This is a genomic window from Pseudomonas sp. HP_01 (assembly GCF_055284355.1).
Map to the genome: position 1 here is coordinate 174011 of NZ_JBTOPV010000001.1, position 19706 is coordinate 193716.

Annotated in this window: 15 protein-coding genes; 4 read left to right on the top strand and 11 right to left on the bottom strand. The window is 63.4% G+C overall.

Annotated elements, in window-relative coordinates:
• Positions 1-5: 5 nt before the first annotated feature.
• The 9 genes from ACYAR8_RS00825 to ACYAR8_RS00865 all read right to left on the bottom strand — a co-directional run bounded on the left by ACYAR8_RS00825 (position 6) and on the right by ACYAR8_RS00865 (position 13213).
• On the bottom strand, positions 6-5231 hold the full coding sequence (locus ACYAR8_RS00825) for a DUF4011 domain-containing protein (RefSeq protein ID WP_463578774.1): 5226 nt from the start codon (positions 5229-5231) through the stop codon (positions 6-8).
• Between the two features lie 172 nt (positions 5232-5403).
• Complete coding sequence (locus ACYAR8_RS00830) at positions 5404-6597, bottom strand: ABC transporter substrate-binding protein (RefSeq protein WP_074883746.1); 1194 nt, start codon at positions 6595-6597, stop codon at positions 5404-5406.
• Positions 6594-7598 carry a CobW family GTP-binding protein gene (locus tag ACYAR8_RS00835; protein ID WP_463578775.1) on the bottom strand — a complete coding sequence of 335 codons (1005 nt, stop codon included), beginning with the start codon at positions 7596-7598 and terminating at the stop codon, positions 6594-6596. Before ACYAR8_RS00835 ends, ACYAR8_RS00830 begins: the two co-directional genes overlap by 4 nt.
• The gene (locus ACYAR8_RS00840) at positions 7595-7894 is read right to left on the bottom strand and encodes a hypothetical protein (protein WP_065989066.1); all 300 of its coding nucleotides are present in this window, start codon (positions 7892-7894) and stop codon (positions 7595-7597) included. Before ACYAR8_RS00840 ends, ACYAR8_RS00835 begins: the two co-directional genes overlap by 4 nt.
• Positions 7895-7958: 64 nt before the next feature.
• Positions 7959-8705: an SDR family NAD(P)-dependent oxidoreductase gene (locus tag ACYAR8_RS00845; protein ID WP_463578776.1), complete on the bottom strand. Its 747-nt coding sequence runs from the start codon at positions 8703-8705 to the stop codon at positions 7959-7961.
• Positions 8706-8765: 60 nt separating this feature from the next.
• A complete protein-coding gene (locus ACYAR8_RS00850; RefSeq protein ID WP_463578777.1) occupies positions 8766-9527 on the bottom strand; it encodes an SDR family NAD(P)-dependent oxidoreductase in 762 nt (253 codons plus the stop codon).
• Between the two features lie 24 nt (positions 9528-9551).
• A complete protein-coding gene (locus ACYAR8_RS00855; RefSeq protein WP_463578778.1) occupies positions 9552-10892 on the bottom strand; it encodes an MFS transporter in 1341 nt (446 codons plus the stop codon).
• A gap of 27 nt (positions 10893-10919) precedes the next feature.
• A complete protein-coding gene (locus ACYAR8_RS00860; RefSeq protein WP_463578779.1) occupies positions 10920-11801 on the bottom strand; it encodes a polysaccharide deacetylase family protein in 882 nt (293 codons plus the stop codon).
• 26 nt (positions 11802-11827) lie between these two features.
• Positions 11828-13213 (bottom strand): amidase, encoded by a 1386-nt coding sequence (locus tag ACYAR8_RS00865; protein ID WP_463578780.1) that lies wholly within the window; start codon positions 13211-13213, stop codon positions 11828-11830.
• 341 nt (positions 13214-13554) lie between these two features.
• Between ACYAR8_RS00865 and ACYAR8_RS00870 the strand changes: the two genes are divergently transcribed.
• Positions 13555-14547 carry a GntR family transcriptional regulator gene (locus ACYAR8_RS00870; protein ID WP_463578976.1) on the top strand — a complete coding sequence of 331 codons (993 nt, stop codon included), beginning with the start codon at positions 13555-13557 and terminating at the stop codon, positions 14545-14547.
• Between the two features lie 211 nt (positions 14548-14758).
• Here ACYAR8_RS00870 and ACYAR8_RS00875 read toward each other — a convergent pair whose 3' ends face one another.
• Positions 14759-15811, bottom strand: a complete 1053-nt coding sequence (locus ACYAR8_RS00875) for a GGDEF domain-containing protein (protein ID WP_463578781.1) — start codon at positions 15809-15811, stop codon at positions 14759-14761.
• Between the two features lie 263 nt (positions 15812-16074).
• On the opposite strand from ACYAR8_RS00875, the gene ACYAR8_RS00880 reads away from it, so the two are divergent.
• The gene (locus ACYAR8_RS00880) at positions 16075-17100 is read left to right on the top strand and encodes a YrzE family protein (protein ID WP_074883773.1); all 1026 of its coding nucleotides are present in this window, start codon (positions 16075-16077) and stop codon (positions 17098-17100) included.
• A gap of 108 nt (positions 17101-17208) precedes the next feature.
• Here ACYAR8_RS00880 and ACYAR8_RS00885 read toward each other — a convergent pair whose 3' ends face one another.
• The gene (locus ACYAR8_RS00885; protein WP_463578977.1) at positions 17209-17508 is read right to left on the bottom strand and encodes an ArsR/SmtB family transcription factor; all 300 of its coding nucleotides are present in this window, start codon (positions 17506-17508) and stop codon (positions 17209-17211) included.
• An 84-nt stretch (positions 17509-17592) separates the two neighbouring features.
• On the opposite strand from ACYAR8_RS00885, the gene ACYAR8_RS00890 reads away from it, so the two are divergent.
• Complete coding sequence (locus ACYAR8_RS00890) at positions 17593-18684, top strand: NADH:flavin oxidoreductase/NADH oxidase (protein WP_074883775.1); 1092 nt, start codon at positions 17593-17595, stop codon at positions 18682-18684.
• A gap of 129 nt (positions 18685-18813) precedes the next feature.
• Positions 18814-19692, top strand: coding sequence for a LysR family transcriptional regulator (locus ACYAR8_RS00895; RefSeq protein ID WP_463578782.1), 879 nt, complete (start codon positions 18814-18816; stop codon positions 19690-19692).
• Positions 19693-19706 lie beyond the last annotated feature (14 nt).

The window sequence follows — 19706 nt, forward strand, 5'->3', positions numbered from 1 at the left end:
GCCCCTTAAACGGGGTCCTTGTCAGCCACTGCCGGCGCGGCGACGGCTTCATGGCTCCGTTCGGCAGCGCCGTCCATTCGTGATTGATCCAGCAGGTCGTTCAGCGCGACGTGCAGTTTTTGCAACGCCCCCTGTTTATCCACCCACCAGTCAGTGGACCACAGCCGCAGCAGATTCCAGCCCAGACCACTGAGAATCGCCCCGCGCACCTTGTCCCTGTCCCGTGCAGTGGCAGCGCTGTGATACGTGGCACCGTCGCACTCGACACCCGCCAGGTAATCGCTCGGACGGTCAGGGTGAACGATGCCAAGATCGATGCGGAACCGTGACACGCCGATCTGCGGAACCACCTGCCAGCCCAGACGCCTCAGCCCCTGGGCGACGGCCTCCTCGAACGGCGAGTCGTAACCGCCTACAGACCCTTGTACCGCCTCGGCCAGCGCTTTCGGCCCACGCTGAGCGAACTCGATGAAGTGCTTCAAATCCCGCACGGCCCGCGCGTTGGTGCGGTTGAGGTCGATCATCGACGGATCGAACGAGGTGAACACCAGCATTTCCCGGCGAGACCGGGTGATGGCGACGTTGAGCCGACGCCAGCCGCCGTCTTTGTTGAGCGGCCCGAAGTTCATCGACATCACCGGCGCACCGGGTTCGGTGGGGCCATAACCAATGCCGAGCATGATCAGGTCTCGCTCGTCGCCCTGGACCGTTTCCAGATTCTTGACCACCACCGGCTCGGTCTGGGTGTCCTGGAAGAACGGCTCGATCTGCGGGTATTGCTTGCGGGCCGCGTCCAGCAGGTCGTTGATCAGCTTCTGCTGATCGGAGTTGAGGGTGATGATGCCGATGGAATACCCCGCCGCCACGAACGCAGGGTCGGTAAGGCGCTTGACGGTTTCATTGACGATGGCTTGGGCTTCGGCCTGGTTGAAACGCCCCTTGCCTTTCGCGTAAACGCCCTCGACCTTGCGCCACTCGACCGCACTGGCGCGGGTTTCCGCCGCCGGGAAAGTGATCAGGTTGCTGTCGTAGTAACGGTGGTTGGAGAAGGCAATCAGGCTTTCATGGCGACTGCGGTAGTGCCAGCTCAGACTGTGGCTCGGCACCCCTGCCCCCAGGCATTCGTCGAGGATGCTTTCCATGTCTTCGGCGGTGTCGTCGTCGCCGGCATTCGGGCCACGGCTGAAGAAGTTGGTCGGCGGCATCTGCCGAGGGTCACCGGCGATGATCACCTGCCTGCCCCGGGCAATCGAACCGATGGCGTCCCACGGCGCGATTTGCGACGCCTCGTCGAAGATCACCAGGTCGAACGGCGGCTGATCGGCGGGCAGGAACTGCGCAATCGACAACGGGCTCATGAGCATGCACGGCGCCAGGCAATTCAGCGCATCGCCCATCTCGATCGCCAGCTGGCGGACCGGTTTGTGCCGGCGCGATTTCTGCAGCTCGTGCTTGAGAATGGCAAAGCCGCTGCTCTTGGGGATGTCGTTCTTGGACGGGATCAAGCCGCAGAGTTTGGCCCGGATATAGCGCACGGTCAGTTTCGCCAGTTCGTCGTCCAGACGCACGAAGGTGCCGATGTCACTCATGTGCTCGGCGGCCACGAAATTGCGCAGCAACGGTTCGCCATCGATGCCCTGGGTCGCGAACCAGTGGGCATAGGCCGTGACGAAGGTCTCCTCGGTGGCAGACGGCACCAGGCTGCCGGTTTCCAGTGCCCGGGCCAGAGTGGCCAGGCCGGCCTCGGACGCCTGTTCGCGCACCCGGCACCAGTCGCACCATGCCTTGAGCTGCTCTTCCTGCTGCTGGATGGACAGTGACGTCGCCCGAAGTATCGCCACGCTCAGGGACGTCTCAGTGCTAGTGCACGCCAGCCTCGCGAACAACTGCGTGGCAGCCTCAACGCGGGACAACGCCTGCTGCAAGGTCGATACGACGGTAGCGAGTTGGCTATTCGGCGCCAGCATATCGTTCGCCTCGATCACCAGACGCGCAACGGCGCCGCGCAACGCGACCAGGTGCTCGGGCGATTCGGCCAACCCGATCAGCGTTTTGCGCAAATGCTCGGCCAGGGTCACCGCCTGCAGCGTGCGCACCGGGTCGCTCTTCAGGCCTTGCCAGCCGGGGATTGATTGCATGTCGCTGGCCAACGCGTCCATTTCCAGCAGCTGGGCGTGCAGGCGTTCAAAAATAGCGAGGTCGCCGACGGTGTCCGGCAGGCCCGCCGCGCCACCGAGCGAGGCGAGTTTCTTCGCCACCTTTTTCTGGGCCAGCGTGCCCAGGAACCAGAACTTGCCCTCGGCTTCGTGCCACTCATTACGCATTTGCGCGACCGGCACACGACGGCACGCTTCATCGGCGTAATCCAGTGACAGGGTTTCTTCAAGCTCCCGATAGCTTTCGAGCAGCTGGCAACTGCGCCGGGCCGCTTCGATGCGCGCGGCAGCATCGGGTGCAAAGCCAAACGACAGGTTCAGGCCATGGGATTCAAGAATCAGTGCCGCGAGATCATGCAGCTGCCGGGCCTCTTTCACTTCCGCCACAGGCAGCGGCACGTGGGTCATTGCCAGCAGCCGTTCGCTGGCGGCATTCAAATCATCGAGCGCCTGGGGCACTTCTCGTGCGGCACCGGCGATCTGTGCCTGCCAGGCGTTCGACCATTGGGTCTGCGCCAGGGCGCCAAACTTGCCCGACAGGTCGCGAGCGGCGCTGCCATTGAGGCCCAGACGACGGGCGAGATCCAGCAACCCGGCGTACTCGGCCCCATCGTGTTCGGTGCCCGCTTCCCAGCCCAGCCTTGGCACCTGCGGGCTGTGGTCGCGAACCACCCGACCGATCGACTGGTGCAGGGTCAGGCCGTTATCCCAGCGTCGGTGCAGCACCTCGACCAGTTGATTGAGCCGTGAACGCAGGGTCTGCAATCGCGCGGCTTCACGCTCCCATTCCTCGGCGCTCAGTGCCTCACTCACGTCCCAGGCGCGGTCCAGTTGCTTGAGCACTTCGACCTTCGAGGTCTTGCTGGAATGCAGCTCCAGGCAGAACTCGCCGAGGCCCTGTTCGGCCAGGCGACGAAACACCACGTCCAGGGCCGCGCGTTTCTCTGCCACGAACAGCACGCGGCGACCGAGGGCCAGGTTGTGGGCAATCATGTTGGCGATGGTCTGCGATTTGCCTGTGCCGGGCGGGCCGTCCATGACGAAGCTGTGGGTGTTGGCCGAGGCCACGACCGCTGCCAATTGCGAAGAGTCGGCGGGCAAGGGTGCGAACAGCTGAGCCGGCGTGACGGTCGCATCCAGACGCTCGGGTCGGGGGAAGTCCGCGGAACCGGAAAAGCCCTCACCCGCTGCGTCAGGGTCCAGCAGATGCTGAACCAAGGGGCTTTGCAGCAGCTGGGCCGCGTTGGCATTCAGGTCTTTCCACATCAGGTATTTGGCAAACGAAAACGTGCCCAGCACCAGCTCGGTGCTCACCTCGAATCCGGGTACATCGCGCACCGCCCGGCGCACCCTGTCCCAGATGCCGGCCACATCGATGCCGCTTTCATCGCCGGGCAGCTCGCCGTCAAGGCCGGGAATCACCAGCTCGAAATCATGGCGCAGCAGCTCAAGCAAGGTCAGGTTGAAACGCGGCTCTTCATCGAGCAGGCTCAAGGTGACACCGGACAAGGCGCTTTTACGCTCGAGTTTCACCGGCAACAAAACCAGCGGAGCGGAATAGGTTTTCGGGTCGTCGGCGCTTTTCTTCCACTTCAGGAAGCCGATCGCCAGGAACAGTGTGTTGGCACCGCCCTCCTCCAGATCGCTGCGGGCCTTGCGGAACAGGTCGATCAGCGTGGCTTCCAGCTTGACCTTCTCCAGACTGGCCAGGACTTCGCCACGCGCCAGGGCCTGACGGGCCACTTCGTCGACCAGGCTTTCGTTGTTCTGCTGTTCATACAAGGCCTCATCACGGCCGCTGCTTTTCAAATCGGGGACCGCCACCACGCGGATGCGCTGACCGCTGGAGAGAAGATCTTCAAGGGCCGCAGGATCGGGACACAGCAGGCGCACGCCTTTGGCGCTGTCCGGCAAATGCAGCAGACGATTGCGGGTGGTCAAATCGAGCAGTTTGCGTTGCCACAGGGTGAGTTTTCCGGCCGGGCCCGAGGCGTCCTCATTGATCTCGACATCGAACCCCGGCAGCGACGGCGCTTCTTCCAGCCCCTCAATCACGGGCGGTGTATCGTCGGCGCCATCGACCGGGACGGCTGACACCAGCGCCATCGGGCGAATCTTCTGCATCCGGGCGCGATGCACGTCGATGGCCATGATGAACTGCTCATCGTCGAGCTCACGTTCGGCGGCGGCCACCGCGCGGGAAAAACTCGGCGCAGGCGCCTGGGTCGCGAGGGTCGTCTCGAACACCAGCATTTCTTTCAAATCGAGACGCTTGCGCACGGCCGACGCTTCATCGGTGAGCAACTGGGAAAATTCCTGCGGCTGCAACCAGACGCCGGCGAACGCGTGCCCCTTGGTCATGACCAACAGCGCATTCAACCCGGCCTGCTCCAGCGCGGCCGCGAACAGCAACGCGGTGTCGAGGCACGTCGCCACACCGTTTTCCAGCACCACACTCGGCGGTCGGAGTTTCTGGCCCTGCTGCTCGAAGCTGGCAGGCGGCAGCGCATAGCTGAGCTGGAAGCTGCACACCCCTGACCAGATGGCAGAGGCCAGCTCCCAGGTGCGGGTGCGGGATTTGCTTTCGTAGCCGTCGATGCCGTCTTTCTTGCCGGCACGGCGCAACACCTGCGAGGCGGCTTTGAGCACCCGGTCCACCGCAGGGTCATTGGGCATGCAAAACGCGGCGAGCAACTCCGGCATCGCGCTCAACCCGCCCCATTCGGTGCGGGCGAGGAGTTCTGTGGGGAAACGCTGTTCGACAAGCAGCGTCTCGCCTTGGGACACGCGCATCACCACGTCGGCGTTGAGGCTTTCCGTCAGGCCGGACAGGTAAGCGGCGTTCAGCTTGATGTCGCGATCAGAGACGCTGAGGCGATCACCGGGATGGATGCGGTCAATGTTCCAGCTTCGGCTTTCAACGAAGTCCGGGTCAGTGCTTAAGGTCAGTACCAGGTTTTCAAGGGTGGTGTCTTCCTGGTTCCAGAGGCTCAATTCACGCACGAGGGGAACGGCATTCTGGTGGGAGGCGAAGCCGATCTTGCGGGCGATCAGCGCTTCAATCTTGATGTTCATTCACGGGATCCTGAAGCTACGAGCGCGGGCCTCCTGTAGAGGCCGCCAAATGGCGCCTATAGTCCATGAGTAATCGATGGATGTGAATGTGTTTATCGGTCAATCAGCCAGCCGGGCACTTTGCAGGGACGCCAGCGCAGCGGTCCCCCCACTGACAGCCTGCGCAAGCGCCTCACTGCCTGCGAGTGCCTTTTCCCCCTGCACGGGAGATGTCCCCCCAGCGGCGCACCAGGTAGTTGTGTTCATCCATGACGGCATTCCACACCGCGATGTGGCCCATGCGCTGCTCGTAGGAGCCGCCATCGCGCACCTCGCCAATGTCAATCAGCGGCAGGCCGTCGCTGCCCATCAGTTGTTCGCGGGCGGGCAGCCCGGCGTACCAGTAATCCCACTCGGCCGCGCTCAGGTGTTCGCGGCTGCGGGCCGGATTGCCGATGTAATAACCCTGGCGGGCCATGACTGCCCCTGGCCAGCCGGACAGCCACCAGTTCAAATACGCGTAGGCCGCATCGAGTACCGCGCCCTTGGCGTGGCGTGACAGGGACAAGCCGCCGAACCAGCCGCGGTAGCCCTCACGCGGAACGGCGACGCGGTATTTCACGCCGGCGCGATGCAGGCGCACCAGAGTCGGCGACCACAAGCTCTGGATGTCGATCGTCGGGTGCAGCATCAGCTCCGCCGCTTCTTCATCGTCAGACCAGAACGCGCCGAACATGCCCTGCCCCTGCTTGCGTACGAGGATGTTGGCCAGCACGTCGATCTCTTCGATGCTCAGGTTGCCAATGTCGCGGAACTGCGCCAGCCCCGCGCCTTGCACAGCGAGCGCGGCGTCCAGGGCACCAATGGCCGCGTCACTTTGCAATGCCACCCGCCCGCACCAGGCCGGATCGACCAGCCAGCCCCAGCTCTCGTCCGCCGAACTGAAGCCGGCGGGTAGGCGCTCGGGGCGATAGGCGAAGCTGTCGGCGTTGTGGGTCAGTGGCAGCATGCTGATTCGTTCGCTCACCGCGCTGCCAAGGCTGCCGTCGTGCTGCACAAACAGACGCTCGCTGGGCACGCTGCCGCTGCCGAGCCGGTCACTGGCCGACAGCCTGCCGCGTTTGGGCAGGTCGTTGATTTCGTGCCACAAGGCGACGCGGCGCGTGTCGATGGGCTGGATCGCACGGGCGGGCCAGACGAAATCCACGTTGTGGAACCACTGGTCATAGAGATCGTAACTGTCGGGCTGCATGACCGCGATGCGCTGGGCGGTCTGCACGTCGTGCACCTGATAGACCAGCTTGATGCCCAGGTCTTCTTCGGCGCGAACCCGCAGGGATTCAAGCAGCGTCACCGAAGTGCCCAGCACCCTTAGCGTCACCGTCATGCCAGCGCTTCCCGGGGTGCCGGCGCCAAGCGCTCGCTGAACACCTCGAACGAGCGGCGCAACAGCGCGGTGTCCAGCCCGCGCACGATAAACACCAGCCGCGAACGATGGTCGTCGCCGGGCCATTGCGGCAGGTGCACCGGCGCGTGCAGGCAATGCTGCACGCCATGAATGACGACGGGGGCGTGGCTGTTGTTCACGTTAAGCAGTCCTTTGACGCGCAGGATTCGTTCGCCGTGGCATCTTAGCAGCATGGACAGCCAGACCCCGAAAGCGACCCAGTCCAGCGGGCGTTCAAAGGTCAGGCAGCAAACCTGCGCTTCACCGTGGCGCGCGGGCGTCGAGCGCACGCCCATCAATTGCCAGCGCGCGACCTCCTGGGCGGGATCAGGGCTGTGCAGCCCGTCACCGAGCAACAGTTGATCGCCGCTCTGAATGGAATCCGTGGTCAGCACCGGCGCAGGATTGATCGAGTGCAGACGCAGTTGCAGCGTGCGCAGTGCGTCTTCATCGGCGAGGTCGGTCTTGCTGATCAGCAGCCGGTCGGCGGCGGCGACCTGGGCCATCCATTCCGGGTGCAGGCGCTCCTGCAGCGCGGCATGGCTGGCATCGACCACGGTGACGACCAACCCGATATGCACCCGGCCCCGCAGATGAGGATCATTGTTGATGGTCGCCAGAATGGGCGCAGGATCGGCCAGGCCAGTGGTCTCCAGCAGGATCCGTCGGAAGGCCGGCACTTCGCCTCGGGCGCGGCGCTGGAGCAAATCGCTCAACGCGTCGCGCAATTCGCCGCGAATCGAGCAACAGACGCAGCCGCTGGGCAGCAGGACGGTGTCCGGCGCGACCTCTTCCACCAGCAGGTGATCGATGCCGACGTCGCCGAATTCATTGATCAGCAGCGCCGTGTCGCCGAGGGTTTCCCCCTGCAGCAGGCGCTTGAGCAAGGTGGTCTTGCCGCTGCCGAGAAAGCCGGTGATGACATTCAGCGCGATGCTCATGGGTGCTGCTCCAGGTGGTCCAGCAGTCGTTCATCGAGGGGGTCCAGCGGACGCCCGATCAACTGCTCGGCCCGTTGCCACAGTTGGTCGAGACCGCTCGCCAGTTCCTGCTTGCCAGTGGCGCCGAGCAGCAGGTAGGAGACGCCCTGGAAGTCTTCGACCTTCAAACGAAACGGCGCCACCACCTTGTTGATGGCAGCAATCCGGCGCAGGCGTTCGCGGCGCCGGGGCAGTTCGTCACCCAGCGGATCGCTCCAGTGCACGTCTTCGCCCAGCAAGCCGCAGAGTCCACACATGGTCATTCGCTCCTGCTTTATTGGGTGATGAGCTATTCGCGGCTATGTTCTTTGTGCTTGGGCATCAAGGCATCACATCGCCGGAATTGGGCCCCAGGGTCTGGCCGACGAACAGATTGCCGCCGGGCTCGCTGGCCAGCAGCACGGCGACGGGCGCCACTTCTTGCGCCAGACCAAAGCGGCCCAGGGGCAGCTCCGCCGCTTTGGCGGTCTTCCACGCGCTGCTGATCCCGGCCACCAGCGGCGTTTCGATCGGCCCCGGCGCAATGGCGTTGACCAGCACGTTGTCCTTGGCCACTTCCAGGGCGAGGGATTTCGTAAAGCCGATCACTCCGGCCTTGGCCGCCGCGTAATGGGTCAGCTCGGCGCCGCCCTTGATGCCCAACTGCGACGCGACGTTGATGATGCGTCCCCAGCGCTGCGCAAGCATGTGCGGCAAGGCGCGCTGACTGGCGATGAACACGCTGGTCAGGTCGACGCGCAGCATGTCGTTCCACATCTCCAGGGTCAGATCGACACAGCGGGCCTGGGTCAGCATGCCAGCGTTGTTGACCAGAATATCGATGCCGCCAAAGTGCTGAACGCAGGCATCGACCCCGGCCTGCGCGCCGTCGACCGTGCCGACATCGGCCACGCTTTCGACCACTTCGACGCCCAGTTCGCGGCAGTGCTGGGCGGTGTTGGCCAGGGTAACGGCGTCGCGATCGGCCAGGACCAGCCGCGCGCCCTGCTCGGCATAGGCCCGCGCAATGGCGGCGCCGATGCCGCTGCCTGCGCCGGTAATCACCGCGCGCTTATTGACCAGTTGCATGGTGTTTCCTCTTTCAGTCTGCGGCTTGTGGCGCAATCAATAGCGGATCAGCGTTGCGCCTTACTCCGGCCAACGCACGGTCAGGCCGCCATCGATGACGATGCTTTGTCCGGTGAGATAACTGGATTCGTCGCTGCACAGGAATCGCACCAAAGACGCGACCTCATCGGCCCGACCGACACGGCCCAACGGGATGGCATGGGCCGCTTTGGCGAGGCCCTCCGGCCCGAGCGAGTTCTTGCTGTCCAGCGATTGCGGTGTCTCGATCAAACCCGGAATCACCGCGTTGCAGCGAATCCCCCGGGACGCCAGTTCCACCGCCAGTGAGCGGCACAACCCTGGCACACCGGCTTTGGCAGCGGCGTAGTGCGAGTGGTCCTGCCAGCCATAGACGCCGCCGGCAATCGACGAAATCGCCACCATGGAGCCGCCCTCGCCCATGTGCCGGGCCGCCGCGCGGAAAGTGCGCATCACACCGGTGAGATCGACATCGAGCATCTCGTTCCAGCGTTCGTCGGTCATCTCCAGCAACGGCGCCCGGCGCAGCAGGCCGGCATTGGCGACCGCGTAATCGATCCGGCCGAAGCGGCTGATCGCCTGCTCGGCCAGTGCGTCCACCGAAGCCGTCTGGGTGACGTCCAGTTCGGCCATCAGGCATTCGCCGCCCGCCTCTGCCACCAACCGCGCCGTGATCTCGGGATCATGGGGGTCGGCCGGGTAATAGCCGCCCACTACGGCGACGCCCTTGTTCGCGAACGCCACCGCCAGGGCCTGGCCGATCCCGCTGGCGGCCCCGGTAATCAACGCTACTCTGCGAGTCATGTTCAGTTCCTTATTGGACGGTTTCTATTGGACTGTTTCTGGGCGCACGTGGCGGGCGGCGAACATCAGTACGCCGGACAAAAAGCACGGCACGGCACCGAAATACAGCGCCGAGGTCTGCCAGTCGCCCCCGGCGCTAAGCACCGAGGTCGCACCAAACCCTGCGACCACCGCGCCGAGCGGGCCCATCGCGTGGATGATCGCGCCGCCGGTGGCGCGGATGCTGGTCGGGAAGCTCTCGCTGATGAAAAACAGGGCGGCGGAATACGGACCGATCAGGAAGAACAGCCCGAGGCTGTACAGGCCGACCACCGTAGGCATGTTGCTGGGGGCGAACAGCATGCCGGCGAAGGACAGGCCGCCGAGCATCCAGCCAAGGCCGATGACGTTGCGTCGACCGATCTTGTCGCCCATCCAGCCGTGGCTCAGGTAACCGCAGTAGCCCACCAGGTTAGACAGCACCAGAATAATCAGCGAGTTCTCGAACGAGAGGTGGTGCACGCTGACGATCACGGACGTGCCCAGCACGCTGAACACCTGAATCGCGGCCCAGTTGAGCAGGATCGCTGCGCCTATCACCAGGGTGGCGCGTCGTGAGGTGCCCCGGAACGCTGCACCGAAGCCGGCCGTGCGATGTTCTTCGTAATCCACGCCGTAGGTCATCGCCACCTGTTTGGCCTGTTCAGCGTCGCCCGCCTTGCGCAACTGGGTGATGCGCTGGTGAATCTGAAACTGCGGGCTCTCCTTGAGCTTGCGCGCCATGAACGCAATCACCAGCGCCGGGATCGCGGCAAACACGAAGCAGCCCTGCCAGCCGATGATCGGCAGCAGCACCGCGGTCAGTCCGGCGGCGATCAGCGCGCCGACCGGCCAGCCGCCCTGCACCAGGCTGTAGATGAAGCCACGACGCCTGGCCAGGCGCGGATCTTCGGAGGCCGCATAGATTTCGCTGAGGTAAGTGGCGTTAACGGTTTCTTCGGCGTAACCCAGCCCGCTCAGGGAGCGGATCAGGATCAGCGGCGACTTGCCCCATGATCCGCCCAGCGCCGTCAGCGCCGAGCAGATCGCGGAACCGGTGACCGTAAAAATGATGCCCATGCGTCGACCGAGGCGATCCACCAGTGGCCCGATGGCCAGCGCGATGACCGCCGTGCCCACCGCAGCCCAGGTGGCGATTTCCGCCTGTTCCGCTTCGCCCCACTGAAAGTGCCGGCCGATTTCCGGCAGCAAGGTGCCGAACAGGATGAAGTCGTACACCGCGAAGACCCACGCGAAGAACGCGATCCAGGTGGCGTAGCGCACTTGTTCGGAAGTCAGTTGCTGGGGTTTCCAGCCGGTCAGATCAAGCTTGTTATAAATGGACATGGGTCACGCCTCGGAATGAAGGGGCAATCAGCTGTGGCGAGGATTACGGCGGACGAAGTCATCGGCGATTTCGTCGAACGTGACGAACTTGACGCCGGCGTGGTTCTGGATGTGCTCGATCAATCGCTCCAGCATCAGCAGTACTTGCGGGCGACCGGAGACGTCCGGGTGGATGGTCATGGTGAACACGGCGTGCTCGTGCTCGCGGTAGACCCAGTCGAACTGATCGCGCCACATCTCTTCCAGATGACGCGGGTTGACGAAGCCGTGGCTGTTGGGCGCCTTTTTGATGAACATCATCGGCGGCAAGTCATCGAGGTACCAGTTGGCCGGAATTTCCACCAGATCGGTTTCCTGACCCCGCACCAGCGGTTTCATCCAGGTGTCGGGGTGCTGGGTGTAATCGATCTTGGTCCAGCTGTCGCCCACGCGCACGTAGTAAGGGTGGAAGTCGTTGTGCATCAGGCTGTGGTCGTACTTGATGCCCTTCTTGAGCAGCAACTCGTTGGTGACCTTGCTGAACTCCCACCAGGGTGCGACGTAGCCGGTCGGGCGTTTGCCGGTCATCCGGGTGATCAGCTCGATGGACTTGTCGAGGACGATTTCTTCCTGCTCGGGGGTCATGGCGATGGGGTTTTCGTGGCTGTAGCCGTGCACCCCGATCTCGTGACCGGCGTCGAACACGGCCTTTATCTGCTCGGGAAACGTCTCCATCGAGTGACCGGGCACGAACCAGGTGGTGCGCAGGCCGTAGCGCTCGAACAGCTTGAGCAGGCGCGGCGCCCCGATTTCGCCCGCGAACAGGCCACGGGAAATATCGTCAGGCGAATCCTCGCCACCGTATGAACCCAACCAGCCTGCCACGGCGTCTACGTCGACACCGAAGGCGCACAGAATTTCTTTAGCCATCATCGTTCTCCAGCGGAGTTATCGGATCATTCGTTCGGGAAGGTGCGCACCGCGGCTTCAACGGCCAGCGCAGCGCGCAATAAACGTGAGTCTTCGCCACACGGCGCGCTGATCAACACACCGGTTGGCAGGCCCAGGGCGTCACAGCCGCTTGGCAGCGACACGCCCGGCATGTCCAGCAAACTGCCCGGCATGGTCAGGCGCAATGTGGCCAGGTTGGTGCGTATGAAGAGGTCATCGTCACTCAACAACGGCGCCAGCGGCGGCGCCACGTGGGCCACGCTCGGGGTAATCAGAAAGGCGCCATCGAGTTCGTCGCTCATCTGTTGCTGAAGGCGTTCGCGGGCGCTGTACAGGTTGATCAACTGGCTGGCCGGGAACGCCCGCGCCGCTTCAAGACGACGTCGTACCCGAGGGTCGAGTTGCGCGGCCGCGTCACTGTCGAGCAAGGCTTGATGCAGGGCGAACGCTTCTGCCGAGCCCAGCCATCCCTGTTGCTGGATCAGGTCGAGCGTGGTCTGAAAGGCAGGCGACGGACGCACGTCGATCAGGGCGCCGTGGGCCTGAATCGCACTCACACAACGCAGCAGGTTGTCGCGCACGGCCGGCTCGACGCGGTCGTCCTCAAGGACCGCCTGATCGACCCGGAAACGCTGGCCGGCCAACGAGCGCGGCAGCAGAGAGGTCGGCTTGGAGCGGCCTCGCAGGATGTCGTCAATGGCCACGGCATCGCGCACGCTGCGTGTCAGCGGGCCAAGGCTGTCGAGGGTGTGCGCGAGGGGAAAGACGCCGTCGCGGCTGTAGCGTCGGCAGCTGCTGCGAAAACCCACCAGGCCGTTGAAGGCCGCCGGGATGCGGATCGAGCCGGCGGTGTCGGTGCCCATGGCGATGGGGACGATGCCCGCTGACACCGCGACCGCCGAGCCTGACGAAGAGCCGCCGGGAATGCGCGGCTGGTCATGCCCGAGCGGATTGTGCGGCGTGCCGAAATGGGGATTCAGCCCCAGGCCGGAGTAGGCGAACTCACTGAGGTTGGTTTTGCCGACGCTGACCATCCCGGCCCGTGACAGCAGGCCGACGATCTGCGCATCCAGCAGGGCTGGCGCGCACTCACGGCGCACCGCTGCGCCTGCGGTGGTCGGGCTGCCGGCCAGATCAAACAGGTCTTTCCAGGCGATGGGCACGCCGTCCAGCGCGCTCGCCGGTTGCCCCGCCGTCCACCGCGCCGCCGAGGCTTGAGCTTCGCGGCGTGCTCGTTGAGTAGAGAAAGAGATGAACACGTCATCGACTGCGGCCGCCTTCGCCAGTACAGCGTCCAGAGCCTGCACCGGGTCGCTGCGTCCACTGGCGAAATCTTGTGCCATGGCCAGTGCGTCGGCGAGTAACGGATCCGGGAAGCGAGCGTCGGACATTTCATCTACCCTTTAATGTACATATTCAGAGAATGTACGTTTAACAAAGGCAGAAAGCGTGCCAGAGTCGGCACGGGCTTATTCATGGAGCGGTGGATGCGCGAGACGCCGGGCCAGGATGGCCGCGCTAGATACGTTGCCGGGTTTTACCGACTCACCGAATGTGCGGCTGCTCGACCGTGCTGAAGTGGAGGCTGTTAAGGATGGATATTTACGCAAAGGTACGTTTTAGTGCAGAAAAGTAACAACGGCTCCAATACCGTGCGTTCTGACGTGACCCGCAGTGACAACCTGTCTTGTGCGAGAATCGCCGCCCGCCTTCCGAGAAGTGTATGAAATCGATGTCCACCGAGGATCCCCGCACTGCGTCCCGCTACGCCACGATCCGGCAGGTCCTGCGCGATGCCATCGTCAACGGTGACGTGGTTGAAGGATTGGTGCTGCTCGAAGCGCCGCTGGCAGAGCTGTTCGGCACCAGTCGGGTGCCAGTGCGCCGGGCGCTGGATCTGCTCCATGAAGAAGGCCTGATCAGCCGATTCAACGGACGCGGTTATCTGGTCAACCCCGAGGGCGCCGAGGTGCAGCCGGTGCGCCTGGCCTTGACCCATCATCAGCTGGGCCTCGATAGCAGTGAAGAGCTGGTGGACACGCGCCCGCTGGGGGAACGGATTTACGATGAAATCGGCGCGGCGTTATCGACCTGTATCGCATTCGGTCATTATCGTCTCGACGAGCAAATCGCCGCCGAACACTATGGCGTGAGCCGGGCCGTTGTGCGCGAGGCGCTGATGCGGCTGCGTGATCGGGGGCTGGTGGAGAAAGAGCCCTACTCGCAGTGGCTGGCCGGGCCCCTCACCGCGCGGGAAGTGACCGAAGATTACGAGCTGCGGGCCTGCCTCGAGCCTGAAGCGCTGCGCCAGACCGCGCCGGGCCTGAGCCGGGACGACCTTGTGGCCATGCTCGCGCGAGTGGAAGCCGCGCAGAACAGCGCTCAGTGCAGCCTGGCGGACATCGAGCGACTGGAGGAGGACCTGCATCACCACTGCCTGGCCGGCATCACCAACCGCAAGATCGCGACGTTGATCCGCCAGGGCCAGAGCCCCATGATCATCAGCCGGATTTTCTACAGCCAGCTGGGCATCGGGCCCGACGACGCGATGCTGGCCGAACATCGTTTGATCCTGGAACTCCTGCTGCACGGCGCCTTCGACGCCGCAGCGCTGAACCTCAAGGAACACCTCAACCGCGCCAGCCAGCGGATGCTGCAGCGGCTGAAAGTCCTGTCCGTACTGCCCGAACAGCCCGTCCCGGAATACCTGACCCGACTCAGCTGACGCTCAGTGGGCCCGGTTATAGCCTCGGAGATGCATGCTTTAGCCGGGAAGGCGTCAGTGGGCACGCTGCGAAATCGATGGTGATCACACCGGCCTCTTCCCGGCTGAAGCCAGTCCCACTAAAGAGCATCGCGTGCACCCAGCAAGGCCGGCGCCGGACTTAATTGTGGGACCGGCTTTAGCCGGGAAGGCGTCAGTGGCAACACCGCACTCACTCCGCCCGCATCACCCGATTACGTCCCTCCTGCTTGCCTTCATATAAACGCTGATCCGCCCGGTTCAGCGCATCGCGGAACATCTCCCCGTCTTTCAAGATGGCCACCGCCAGGGTCGCGGTGAGGGCCAGGCTCACCTGTCTGGTCTCCCCGGCCTGCTCGCGAATGTGCGTCAGTATCCGCTCGGCGATCAGCCGGGCATCCTCGAAGGGGGTGTTGGGCATCAATACCAGAAACTCCTCGCCGCCCCAGCGCGCGGCGATGTCGGTGGTGCGCACGCATCGGCCAATGACGTCGGCGACCTGTTGCAGCACCACGTCGCCCATGTCGTGGCCGTGCTGGTCGTTGATCAGCTTGAAATGATCGATGTCGATCAGCACCAGCGCCGTCGGGATCTCGCGGCGCCCCCCGCCCAACTGACGCAAGCGCTGCAGCACGCGGCGGCGGGTATAGAGGTTGGTCAGGCTGTCACGGTGGGCCGAGTGGTAAAGGTTCATGTGCATCGACAGGTTGAAACGCACCGACAGTGCTGTGGCATGCAGCAGCAATGCCGTGGCGGTCAAGGCGTTGGCCGCGCCGAACAGGTCCTGGGCCTGCTCGCTGACGCTGATCACCGGCACCTTGTTACGCATGAGGTACCCGCCCACCGTGACGATCAGCACGGCAGCGCTCAGACAGCCGCGGCGCACCGGCGAGGAATGAAAGCCGAAAGCGATGATGGGCACGATGCAGAAGACGTACAGGTGGAAGTTGCTGTCCCACCCCAGAACCCAGGTGGCGATGGCCGCATGGGCAATGATTTCGAGACAGATGAGCATGCCCGCGCATCGATACATTCGGCGTTTGATCGCCAGAAGACAGGCGATGTAGGCCGTGACGCTCGCCGCGTTGGTGATCCACATCACGGGCAGGTTCACGATCAAAAACAGTCCAAGCAGAAGCACGTGGATCGCGAACGCGATCTGCACGATCGGGATGATGTGTTTCCAGTATTCAACGGTGGCTTCCCGAGTGACCTGAGTGCGGTCATCGGCGGTGAGGGTATTCATCAGGATGTCTCGGAGAAAATAAGTACGGTGGCATAGGGGGTAGCGAAGTACAGGATGCGGGGAGCCGCAATATCGCGATTCTGAATAACATTAATTCCAATTTAATCTGCTGGCAGATCTTTGAATTTCCAGCATTCTGATAGTTTGAGCATTTTGCCATCATTTTATTTTTCGCCGGCATAAAACTAACCAAAAAGCCTGAGTGTCATTGAATTAAGCGCAAGGATTCTTGCGTACTGCCAATGACCAAAGGAACTGCCACCATGATTCGCGATGACCAACTAACGCCTGCTGGCTACGATGATCCTGTCTACCGGGGAACCGCTGTCGCACCCTTGCTCAAACGTATTTCCTGGGGCGCCATTCTGGCCGGTGTGGTCCTCGCACTGGTCGTGTCACTCATGCTCAGCCTGCTGGGCACCGCCATCGGCAGCGCCAGCATTGATCCGTTGCAGGAAGCCGACCCGCTAGCGGGCATGGGCAAAGGCACCGGCATCTGGCTGGGTGTCAGTATGGTCATTTCTCTGTTCGTCGGGGGCTGGGCCGCCGGCCGGTTGGCCCATCGCGAAGGCGCCTTCCACGGCATTCTGGTCTGGGCCAGCGTTTCGCTGATCAGCGTTTACCTGGTGTCCAGCGCCGTGACCGGCGTCGTGCGTGGCGGTCTGAACCTGGCAGGCAGTGGCCTGTCGGCAGTTGGCAGCGGTATCGCGCAAGTGGCCCCGGCCGTTGGCGGCAAGATTCAGGAGCAACTGCGTGCACAAGGCATCGACTTCAATCTGGACGATATCCAGGGCGAGATCGAACAAGCCATGCGCCAGACCGGCAAGCCGGAGCTGGATCCGAACAAGGTCAAGCAGGACGTCGCCACCACCCAGGAAGACGCTAAAAACACCGCCCAGCGCAGCGCTCAAGCGCCGCAACAAGCCGACGAGCAACTGAGCGGCTTGCTGGACCGGCTGAAGGCCAAGGGCGACCAGGCCTGGGATGCGGCTGACCGCCAGGCGTTCGTCAACCTGATCAAGGCCCGCGGCAACAAGACCGACGCTGAAGCCAACCAGATCGTTGATCAGGCCCAGGCCAGCTACCGTCAGGCGTACGCCAAGTATCAGGAGCTGAAAGCTCAGGCAGAACAGAAAGCCCGAGAAGCGGCTGACGTTGCGGCGAAAAACATTTCCCGCGCCGCCTGGATCCTGCTCCTCACCCTGGTGGTATCTGCCCTTGTCGCGGCAGGCGCTGGTGCAATGGGTCGTCGTACCCAACCGGCTGCGAAGATCGTCGGCGCTGTCTAAGCGTCAGGTTCAAGCCCCCAAATAAAATGGCCCGATCGCAAGATCGGGCCATTTTTGTTTGCGCTGCGGCTGTGAAACGAACGGCTCCGTACATCTGAAAATGCCGATTCACGCCTGCGTCAGAATGCACCGCAGCAAGCCAGGGAAGCGAATATCCAGTTCGTCAGTGCGCAGTGAATTCATGTGGGTGGTCCCGATGTTGCGCGTGTGCACCAGGCCCGCGTCGCGCAGGACGCGAAAGTGATGGGACATGCTGGACTTGGGCCGCCCGCCGTCGAGTTCACCGCAGGTGGCCTCGGCCACCGAGGAAAGACAGCGAACGATTTCGAGACGCACGGGGTCACTTAATGCGTAAAGCAAACGCTCAAGTGTGAGTTCGGTAGGTAACGGATGTTTGAAGGCGCGCATGCCGCGCATCATAGCGGGGGGTTTCATTCTTCGCCATATTTCGAATACTATCGAACAAGCGAATTCAATCATCAGGAGTATTTCATGTCTGCATTGTTCGAACCCTTCACGCTGAAGGACGTGACCCTGCGTAACCGCATCGCCATCCCTCCAATGTGCCAGTACACGGCAGACGACGGCGTGATCAACGAGTGGCACCACGTTCACCTGGCGAGCATGGCCCGCGGCGGGGCCGGTCTGGTGGTCGTCGAAGCCACCGCCGTCTCCCCTGAAGGCCGTATCACTCCGGGTTGCGCCGGTATCTGGAGCGACGAGCACGCCAAGGCGTTCATTCCTGCAGTGCAAGCGATCAAGGCCGCCGGCTCGGTCCCAGGCATCCAGATTGCCCACGCCGGCCGCAAGGCCAGCGCCAACCGTCCATGGGAAGGCGACGACCATATGGCGGCCGATGACGCCCGTGGCTGGCAGACCATCGCGCCGTCGGCCATCGCATTCGGCGCCAACCTGCCGAAAGTCCCGCAGGAAATGACCCTCGATGACATCGCCCGGGTCAAGCAGGACTTCGTCGACGCAGCACGCCGCGCCCGTGAAGCGGGTTTTGAGTGGATCGAACTGCACTTCGCCCACGGCTACCTGGGCCAGAGCTTCTTCTCCGAACACTCCAACCAGCGCACCGACGCCTACGGTGGCAGCTTCGACAACCGCAGCCGCTTCCTTCTGGAAACCCTGGCCGCCGTGCGTGAAGTATGGCCGGAGAACCTGCCGCTGACCGCGCGCTTCGGTGTGATCGAGTACGACGGCCGTGACGAGCAGACCCTCAGCGAATCCATCGAACTGGCGCGCCGCTTCAAGGCCGGCGGTCTGGACCTGCTGAGCGTCAGCGTCGGTTTCACCATCCCTGAAACCAACATCCCGTGGGGCCCGGCCTTCATGGGCCCGATCGCCGAGCGCGTACGCCGCGAAGCCGATATCCCGGTGACCTCGGCATGGGGTTTCGGCGATCCAAAACTGGCTCAGGCCGCCGTGCAGAATGGTCAGCTGGACCTGGTCTCGATCGGCCGTGCGCACCTGGCGGATCCGCATTGGGCGTATTTCGCCGCCAAAGAACTGGGCGTCGATAAAGCTTCGTGGACCCTGCCTGCTCCCTACGCGCACTGGCTTGAACGCTACCGCTAAGCGTCTCGCGATACAGAATGCCGCCCAATGAGGCGGCATTTTTATTTGTCGGCGGCACTGGGTACTATCCGCTGCCGGCCGCCTGTTGATGCGCCCTGCCCGACTTGAATCCCCATCCAGGACCTGACGATGATCAGAGAGTTGAAAACCTTTGTCTGCGTCGCGCGGCGAGGCACCTTTGCGGCGGCCGGACGTGAGGTCGGGCTGACGCAGTCGGCGGTCAGTGCGCAGATCAAGAACCTCGAAGACACCCTCGGCGTCACCCTGTTCGACCGCACCGGCCGCGCCGCCACCCTCAACGCTGCCGGTCAGCGCGCCGTGGCACTGGCTGAAGAAATGCTGCAGTTATTCGGGCGCATGGGCAGCCCCGACAGCGCCAATGACTTCCGTGGCGCGCTGCGCATTGGCGCCATCAGCACCGCGCAGACCGGCATCTTGCCCCAGGCCCTGGTGGCGTTGCGCAGCAAGGCGCCGTTCATTGAAGCCAGCCTGGTGCCGGGCGTGTCACTGAACCTGCTCAGTCAGGTGGACGCCGGCGAGCTGGACCTGGCGATCATGATCAAGCCGCCGTTCGCCCTGCCGAAGGAGCTGCACGCCGAGGTCATCGCCAGAGAGCCGTTCGTGCTCATCACTCCAGCGGGCATGTCGGGTGACGACCCACGCCAGATCCTCAGCGAGAACCCCTTCATTCGCTACGATCAACGCTCGTTCGGCGGCCGTCGGGTCACTCAGTTTTTGCGCGAGCGCAAGCTCGAGGTGCGGCAAACCCTGGAGCTCGACGAACTGGACGCCATCGTCAAGATGGTCCGCGCCGGGCTCGGCGTGGCGCTGGTGCCCATGGCCGGGTTGTGGCTGGAGCACGCGGAGAACGTGCGGATCATCGATCTGGGCGAGATGACCTTTTTCCGCGAGATCGTGCTGGTGAGCAAATACCTGCAGCGGCACACACCGCTGCTGGAATTGTTCAGGAGCTGCGTCATCGACACGCTGAATCACCCGTCGCGCTGAGTGCCATCCGGCAG

Bases quoted from the DNA above. Each gene is read 5' to 3' on its own strand.
- ACYAR8_RS00825 (WP_463578774.1), bottom strand. From the start codon at position 5,231: ATGAACATCAAGATTGAAGCGCTGATCGCCCGCAAGATCGGCTTCGCC.
- ACYAR8_RS00830 (WP_074883746.1), bottom strand. From the start codon at position 6,597: ATGACGGTGACGCTAAGGGTGCTGGGCACTTCGGTGACGCTGCTTGAA.
- ACYAR8_RS00835 (WP_463578775.1), bottom strand. From the start codon at position 7,598: ATGAGCATCGCGCTGAATGTCATCACCGGCTTTCTCGGCAGCGGCAAG.
- ACYAR8_RS00840 (WP_065989066.1), bottom strand. From the start codon at position 7,894: ATGTGTGGACTCTGCGGCTTGCTGGGCGAAGACGTGCACTGGAGCGAT.
- ACYAR8_RS00845 (WP_463578776.1), bottom strand. From the start codon at position 8,705: ATGCAACTGGTCAATAAGCGCGCGGTGATTACCGGCGCAGGCAGCGGC.
- ACYAR8_RS00850 (WP_463578777.1), bottom strand. From the start codon at position 9,527: ATGACTCGCAGAGTAGCGTTGATTACCGGGGCCGCCAGCGGGATCGGC.
- ACYAR8_RS00855 (WP_463578778.1), bottom strand. From the start codon at position 10,892: ATGTCCATTTATAACAAGCTTGATCTGACCGGCTGGAAACCCCAGCAA.
- ACYAR8_RS00860 (WP_463578779.1), bottom strand. From the start codon at position 11,801: ATGGCTAAAGAAATTCTGTGCGCCTTCGGTGTCGACGTAGACGCCGTG.
- ACYAR8_RS00865 (WP_463578780.1), bottom strand. From the start codon at position 13,213: ATGTCCGACGCTCGCTTCCCGGATCCGTTACTCGCCGACGCACTGGCC.
- ACYAR8_RS00870 (WP_463578976.1), top strand. From the start codon at position 13,555: ATGTCCACCGAGGATCCCCGCACTGCGTCCCGCTACGCCACGATCCGG.
- ACYAR8_RS00875 (WP_463578781.1), bottom strand. From the start codon at position 15,811: ATGAATACCCTCACCGCCGATGACCGCACTCAGGTCACTCGGGAAGCC.
- ACYAR8_RS00880 (WP_074883773.1), top strand. From the start codon at position 16,075: ATGATTCGCGATGACCAACTAACGCCTGCTGGCTACGATGATCCTGTC.
- ACYAR8_RS00885 (WP_463578977.1), bottom strand. From the start codon at position 17,508: ATGCGCGCCTTCAAACATCCGTTACCTACCGAACTCACACTTGAGCGT.
- ACYAR8_RS00890 (WP_074883775.1), top strand. From the start codon at position 17,593: ATGTCTGCATTGTTCGAACCCTTCACGCTGAAGGACGTGACCCTGCGT.
- ACYAR8_RS00895 (WP_463578782.1), top strand. From the start codon at position 18,814: ATGATCAGAGAGTTGAAAACCTTTGTCTGCGTCGCGCGGCGAGGCACC.